This window comes from Winogradskyella sp., assembly GCF_013213975.1.
Taxonomy (GTDB): domain Bacteria; phylum Bacteroidota; class Bacteroidia; order Flavobacteriales; family Flavobacteriaceae; genus Winogradskyella.
Genome location: NZ_JABSST010000109.1, coordinates 1 through 7,376, shown reverse-complemented (window position 1 = coordinate 7,376; position 7,376 = coordinate 1). Strand labels below are relative to the sequence as shown.

Sequence of the window (7,376 nt, the reverse complement as noted above, 5' to 3'; positions counted from 1 at the left end):
AACTAAAAGTTTAACGTTATACCTGCTAGAAAATTAGTGGTGGCTTGTGGATAGAATCCTGAGAAAAATCCAGTAGAGATTCCTGTTGGACTATCTGGATCATCAAAATCGAATGATCCAAAGTAACCATTGGACACATACTTTTCATTAAATATATTATTTACTAAACCAGTAAAAACTATCGATTTGAAAAAAGAATCGGTTTCAATGGTGTAGGTAACATTTAAATCATTCACAAAAAAGCTATCTAACTTGGATTCTGGATTTTCAGTATTGCCCATAAATTGTTCGCCAACAAACTTACTTAACAATGACATCTGTAAGTTCTTTAATGGCTGAAAAACAATTGCATTTGCTGCAACTATCTCTGGCGAAAACGAAATATCTGTTTTACCTAAATCAACCAACTCACCATTTAATGAAATTATGGTTTCCTTGTTCTGATTAGTACTCAAGGTCATATTAGGTTGTAAGGTCAGCTTTGGTGAAACTGGAATTATAGCTTCCAGTTCAAGACCTAAACGATAACTTTCCCCGCTGTTAGTTCTAATTGGATTTCCAACATCATCTAATCTACCAGACAGTACTAGTTGCTGATTATATAGCATGTAATAAGCATTGGCGTTAAAGGTAAAGTTGCCTTTTTTGTGCCTCCACCCTAACTCAAAATCATTAAGCTGCTCTGGCTCAATAGAATTGTTACTTTCAAAATCAGTTCTATTGGGCTCTCTGTTTGCCCTAGCATAAGAGAAATAAAAGCTATTATAAGTATTGAGATCATAAGTGATACCAGCTTTAGGGTTAAAAAAAGTAAATGCTTTATCTACTTCAAAATCTACCAAATCAGAAGTGTTTCCAAAAGTTTTATAAGTAACATTTCGCACTTGTAAATCGCCATATAAACTTACTTTTTCGTTAAGTTGATAATTTGCTTTCGAAAAAACAGATAAATCATTTTTTAAACTATTCCCATCATAGTATCGATCTCTAATATCACTTTGACTTGCAAATTCTGCCCATATGATTTCTCCAAAATGATCACCATCATAATGGCTGAATGATCCACCAAAAATCATATCTAAGTCATCATTCTTATAATTTGCACTTGCATTTATCACATAGAAATCATTATCTAACCAACGTCGACGAATTAAATCTGTAGTATTAATAAGATTATTGTTAACATCTACAAATGGAATAAGGTTATATGTTTCAAAATCATCATCTTCTCTAAACTGTTCAAAATAACCTCGACCGTAGGTGTAATTTAATCCAACCGTTGTAGACCAGTTGTTATTGTATCTCTGATTCCAATGCAATTGATAATGGTCTTGACTGTAATTATCCACTTCATTATCATAAAAACGCGTATTACCGTCATCATCTGTATAAATCCCAGCAAAATTAAAGGTTCTATTATCTTCTAAAGTTTGGGCATCAATCCCATACCATGCTTGATAGGTTATCTCGTTACCACCAAACACTATAGCTTTAACTAAAGTATTTGCATCGACGTAAGATCCTTGAATAAAGTAAGACTTTAAATCTGCGGAAGCTCTATCTATATAACCATCTGAAGAAATATTAGAAAGACGTCCTGCAATTTCAAAATGATCGTTTAATAACCCAGTGCTAAACTTAACGGTATGTTTTCTAGTATTAAAGCTTCCAAAGGAGTTTGATATTTCTCCAGACGCATCCTTAGAAACTGCATCTGTTAAAACATTAATACTCGCTCCAAAAGCTCCTGAACCATTTGTTGATGTTCCGACTCCTCGTTGTAATTGTAAACTTTCAACAGAGGATGCGAAATCTCCTAGGTTTACCCAAAACGTACCTAAAGACTCGGCGTCATTGTAAGGAATTCCATTAATTGTAATATTAGTGGATTGCGGACTTACACCTCTAACACGTATTCCTGTGTAACCAACTCCTGCACCTGCATCTGTGGTAGTAACAACTGATGGCAGGAAATTTAACAAGATTGGAATGTCTTGTCCTAGATTACGTTTAGCAATTTCTTTTTTAGTAACATTAGAATGCGTGATAGGTGCTTTTTCTTTAACACGCACCGATTTTACAAGTACTTCGTCAAGTTTTTCTACTTTAACTGAATCTTGTTGCTTTTCTTGACCTTGCGCCGAAAAAAGACTTCCTAAAAAAATGAAAAGTACCAATCTCTGCCTATTTGTTTTAAAGAGATTGTTGAATAAATTTTTCATACGACTATAACTAATAATCGAATAAAAAGAGGTAATTATTCTTGGTTAATTAAGATTAAATGAGCACTCCCTTAAAATGTACTACATACATTCTATTGCTCGTTTCCTTAGCAGCATTACCTGCCCAGGTTCAATGGGTATGATCTCAGCCACGTATTGGCACCCCTTTTTGAGAACGGCGCAAAGATACGTTACAATTAAATTATGACAAATGAATACTTGGAATTCTTTTAGTCAACTTTTGGCTTTCTACGATTTGCTTTTATTTCGGAGTTTTTGCGTTTGTTTTCTAAACGCTTTTTTTTCACAGCAAAGGGTACTTTGGTTGATTTTCGTTCTACTTCTTCTTTTAATCCTTCTTCTATTAAACTTAAAAATCGTTGGGTTACCAAAGCCTTATTTCTAAATTGACTGCGACTTTCTCCTGAACTTAAAATAAGCATACCTCGTTTAGACAATCGATTACTAAAGAAAATTTTAAGGCGAATTTTTTGGTCTTCATTAAAAACAACTGAAGTTTCAATATTGAAATACAAAACTACTTTAGAAGCTACCTTATTCACATGCTGTCCACCACTTCCTGAGCTGCGAACAGCTTTATAAGCTAATTCAGATTTAAGAGCTTCAATATCCACAATTATTTAATTTGATGTGGAACCTTAAGTAAATCGTTTACAGTTTTAACAGGATTAAAAGTAATGATTGGAACCTCAACAAAAATAGTAATCCAATTTGCCATACTTCCATTCCAAAGCCCAGGTAATTCTAATGCTTTAAGGTCTTTACCTGATTTTGTTTTCATCGTAATAAAAGCTGTATCATAGTCTATAAAATCTTCGAGATTATACTTTTCTCCTTTATAGTTTTTCACACCACAAACCAAATCAACAGGATTAAAATGGGTAGAATTACTAAAGATATCTTTTTGCCCCTTATTACTTAGGTTAATTTGTGCTGACTCTACAATTTGAAGTGATTGGTTGCCATACAGATCTCTCACCCAAAAAGGACCTCCTCCAGGTTCCCCTTCATTTTTTACCATGCCACAAACACGAATTGGCCTGTTCAGTTTTTCCCTTAAATATTCAATTTTGTACTTATCCATGTATTTAAAATACTCTCTAGATATTTTTACAGACAACGCATTCTCTAGAAATACTTCTATGTCTTTAAATGCATTTTCGGATATATTATCTTCATGTAAAACCTTCATATAGTCAAAACACCTGTTTTGGAGTTTTAATAAGATGCCAGCCAAAACCATTTTATATTTGGCCATCTCCTCTTTATACTGTTTAACAACAACATTATCAATGTTTTTTATAAAAATAACATCTGCATCTAAAGCATTTAGATTTTTAATTAAGGCCCCATGACCAGATGGTCTAAAAAGTAATTTCCCGTCGGGTTCTCGAAATGGTTCATCATCTGGAGTTACTGCAATAGTATCTGTTGATTCTTGCTGATAAGAAAAAGAAATATCAAAAGACACTCCAGTATTTTCCTCTACGTACTCTTCTATACGTTTGAATTCCTCACTAAATTTATCCTTAAAGCGCTCTGAAATAGTAAAGTGTAAATACGCTTTGCCATTTACAGATGCATAAATGGCAGCTTCGTACAAATGCTCTTCAAAAGCTGTGGAGATATGATTACTCTTATACTTATGAAATGGTAATAATCCTTTAGGGGAGTTCCCAAAATTAAGCTGGTTCTCATTTAGCATGGTCATGACGAACTTTGATGCTTTAGCTTCAGGTGATAAAGAATCAAAATCAGTCCCTTCAGTTTTTAACTTTTCTACTATCTGATTATAAAAAGGAAATTTTTCTAGACCTACCAGAAACAATGCTAGGTCCCTAAAATTATTTTTATTTATAAAAGCATTTAACGACTCTTTATTAGGATTGTAGTCATCTAAAAACTTAAATAAAAACTTAAACATTCGAGTAGCAGCTCCAGATGCAGGCACAAACTTAAGAAGTTGGATATTATTCTTATTAGACTCAAAATGATTCACATACTCCCCTACCAAATCACTATCTAATTTAATAAGACCATTATTAATTGTTGCAGCGTTCGAAATATTGGTGTTTGGAATTCCCGTTTTAAATAATTCTATCTGAGATTCTACGTCTGCAATAGTTAACCCCTTAGCTTCTATTTGTTTTATATCCTTCTCTGTAAAATTCATGTCTTATGTTGTAATAAGTCGTCAATGTAATTAATAGCTGTTTCTAATCGTTCTTTCTTGTCTCCCTTGAGTAGCACATACTTTTTATTATGCTTTATCAAAGCCGATTCAAAAGCTTTAAACATGCGCTCTCTTTCATTGGGTTTATCTCTTAAATCATCTGCCTCCCAAGGAGTATCAATATAGGTTAAAAAATAAACGTCGTAAGAATTATTTACTGCATATCTCTCCAAAATCGGGTCGCAAGTACCAGAATAATAAGCTTCACTGTACACTTTAGTCTCAAGTAAATCCGTATCGCAAATCAACACTGTATCTGTTTTCTGGGCTAAATGATTCTCTAATTGCATTTGCCCTACAGCAATAGGTAACAAGTCTTTTGGCTCACACGTCTTTCGCTCATTATTCCATTTATCCTGTAGATAATCTCTGGCATATTCTGGAACCCAAACCGAACTGTAGTGTCTTGCCAATTGTCTTGACAAGGTTGTTTTTCCAGTAGATTCTGGTCCAAATAAAACAACTTTTATACAGTTTGAAGCTTGTTGTTTAAGCTTTTCTTCCATGCTAAATAACCTTGAATTGCCAATATCGTAAATATAAGGTATTGTAAGGACAACATCCCTAATCCTCTATAGGCATATAAAGGAATTGTGATTATATCTCCAATAATCCATAGTGTCCAATTTTCCAATTTCTTATTTGCCATATACCACATGGCAGTAAAAAAGATTCCAGAAGTTGCGATATCAATATAATTAGGAAGTTCAATGGTATAATCAAAACCTCTATAAACCAAGAAAGTGACTACCATTGTTAAGATAAATAACAGAAACCCTATTCCTTTTTCTCTCGAGCTCGTTCTTGAAATTGGAACTATAAATTTATCATTTTTCTTCCGCGACCAATTCCACCAGCCATAAATACTCATAATTGAATAATAGAAATTCATCATCATATCTCCTAAATAAGCATTTATATACAAGAGATACACGGTAATAACTGTACATATAATTCCGGTTGGATATACTAGAATGTTTTCCTTTTTGGCATACCAAACACTTGCAATTCCAAATACAAATGCAATAGCCTCCAACACAATCTGATTTGTTGGAGTATTGGTATAAGCGTCTAAAAAGAAATCAAAAATTTGGTTCATAATCGCTTCGATCGGTTTTTACGATTTTCATATTTAAGACAACATTTTCAAGTGTTTCAAAACTGGTCTTAATTGCATTATTCAAAAATGGCATAAGCTCATGATATTCACCATATATTTGGGTACTTAAGGGATTCTCGATTACTTTAAATTTAGAATTCCTAAGTGCTTTAATAAAGTCAATAATAGGATCTTCAAATTTTGTATAAAGTGGCATTAAAGTGAGTTCTACAGATATCTTCATATTACTTTTTTAAATCATTAAAAAAACTTTCGTCTTCTTCAAACGCAGTTCCTACAACTACCATACTGGCACCTGCTTGGTAAGCTTCCTCTATAGCTTGAGTTGATCGCATTCCCCCGCCAACAATTAATGGAATATTAAGTTGAGTCCTGACACGCTCTATTATTGAGGGCTCAATGGGATGGGTTGCACCGCTTCCTGCTTCCAAATATATCAACTTCATACCGAGTAATTCTCCTGCCTTAGCAGTATCCATGATCAGATCAATATTATTACGTTCTATAGGTTTCGTCTTACTGACCCGCTCTACAGAAGTTTGCCTACCATTTTCTAGTAGGATATATCCTGTAGGAACAATTTCTAAATCCGCTTCTCTTAATTTAGAAATAGCTTCTACTTGCTTACCAATTAAATATTCTGGATTTCTACCTGAAATTAATGACAAAAACAGTAATGCATCTGCTTTATCTGAAATTTGAATGTGATCACCAGGAAACAAAATTATAGGTAACTGTGCATACTTTTTTATCTCAACGATAAGCCGCTCTGTTTTTCCTTCATCGACTTCACTACCTCCAACAAAAATATGTGTAGCTCTTGAGTCGTTGACTTTTAAAATAAAGCCAGATACATTTTCAATTGGCATCTTATCAGGATCAATTAAAACTGCCAGTAATCTCTTTGAGTTAAAAATTGATGTTAATATATCTCGATAAATATTAGTCATTGGGAACAACGTATGCACAAGTGAATCCTTCAAATTCTAGAAAAGCGGTATGGTATCTGTACTTTTTAGAGTTATAATCAATCCATGCTACAGTCTCTGAATCTAACATATTAAAGGGAATAACTAAAAAATGCTCTTTAAATAGCATACCTGGAGTTGCAAATAGTTTATATAGCGATTCTTTAATGCCCCAAATCACGGTAAGCTTTCGAACATAATCATCAGTATCTTTATCCAAATAATCGAACTCGTAATACACAAACTTTTTAGCGATTTTCGCAATTTTTCCCCGTTGCATTTCAATATCTATCCCAACAGGATTATCACTTACAATAACCCCAGAAAAGGTAAAGGAATGTGTAATTGATATGTATTTATCATCTTTTAAATGTGGTTTCCCATTGGCATCGTAGAATAAATCTTGATCGGAATAACCAAAAGCTCCTAAGAGATGTCTAACACTTAAAAACCCACGTTGATGTAACTCACTTTTCATATTGGAAACACGCTCTAAACTTTCTGGCTTTAAATCTAGCGGTAGCATTAGATCGTCATAGGACTCTTCAATTTTCCAGATTTTAACAGTAGTTTGTGAGTTTACACTAATGGATTTATACAGTGGCATTTAATATTCTGAAAGCTAATGATTACCTTTGCATCGCCTTAAGCTAATGTGGTAATTTGTTGAAGCGAATTTAGTTATTTAAGCCATAAAGCCAAAGGTGAGATTAATATTAAAAATCAGACAATAAATAATTATGAGTACAAAAACAACGACTTATGTTCCTTATAAAGTAAAGGATATGTCGCTAGCGGCTTGGGGACGAAAG

The 7,376-nt window shown here is 33.4% G+C and carries 8 protein-coding genes; all 8 read right to left on the bottom strand.

What is annotated here, in order from left to right:
- Window positions 1–2: 2 nt before the first annotated feature.
- The 8 genes from HRU49_RS13455 to HRU49_RS13420 all read right to left on the bottom strand — a co-directional run bounded on the left by HRU49_RS13455 (window position 3) and on the right by HRU49_RS13420 (window position 7,171).
- A complete protein-coding gene (locus HRU49_RS13455) occupies window positions 3–2,222 on the bottom strand; it encodes a TonB-dependent receptor (protein ID WP_296358032.1) in 2,220 nt (739 codons plus the stop codon).
- Between the two features lie 230 nt (window positions 2,223–2,452).
- Entirely contained in the window at window positions 2,453–2,857 is a 405-nt protein-coding gene (arfB, locus tag HRU49_RS13450) for an alternative ribosome rescue aminoacyl-tRNA hydrolase ArfB (RefSeq protein ID WP_296358030.1), read from the bottom strand.
- Window positions 2,858–2,859: 2 nt separating this feature from the next.
- Window positions 2,860–4,416 (bottom strand): DUF4301 family protein, encoded by a 1,557-nt coding sequence (locus HRU49_RS13445; RefSeq protein ID WP_296358028.1) that lies wholly within the window; start codon window positions 4,414–4,416, stop codon window positions 2,860–2,862.
- Window positions 4,413–4,982, bottom strand: coding sequence for an ATP-binding protein (locus tag HRU49_RS13440; RefSeq protein WP_296358025.1), 570 nt, complete (start codon window positions 4,980–4,982; stop codon window positions 4,413–4,415). The genes HRU49_RS13445 and HRU49_RS13440 overlap by 4 nt, the downstream gene beginning before the upstream one ends.
- The gene (gene pnuC / locus HRU49_RS13435; protein ID WP_296358023.1) at window positions 4,943–5,575 is read right to left on the bottom strand and encodes a nicotinamide riboside transporter PnuC; all 633 of its coding nucleotides are present in this window, start codon (window positions 5,573–5,575) and stop codon (window positions 4,943–4,945) included. Before pnuC ends, HRU49_RS13440 begins: the two co-directional genes overlap by 40 nt.
- On the bottom strand, window positions 5,559–5,819 hold the full coding sequence (locus HRU49_RS13430) for a thiamine-binding protein (protein ID WP_296358021.1): 261 nt from the start codon (window positions 5,817–5,819) through the stop codon (window positions 5,559–5,561). The genes pnuC and HRU49_RS13430 overlap by 17 nt, the downstream gene beginning before the upstream one ends.
- A 1-nt stretch (window position 5,820) precedes the next feature.
- A complete protein-coding gene (locus tag HRU49_RS13425; protein WP_296358017.1) occupies window positions 5,821–6,546 on the bottom strand; it encodes a geranylgeranylglyceryl/heptaprenylglyceryl phosphate synthase in 726 nt (241 codons plus the stop codon).
- Window positions 6,539–7,171 carry a 4'-phosphopantetheinyl transferase family protein gene (locus HRU49_RS13420; RefSeq protein WP_296358015.1) on the bottom strand — a complete coding sequence of 211 codons (633 nt, stop codon included), beginning with the start codon at window positions 7,169–7,171 and terminating at the stop codon, window positions 6,539–6,541. Before HRU49_RS13420 ends, HRU49_RS13425 begins: the two co-directional genes overlap by 8 nt.
- Window positions 7,172–7,376: the final 205 nt, after the last annotated feature.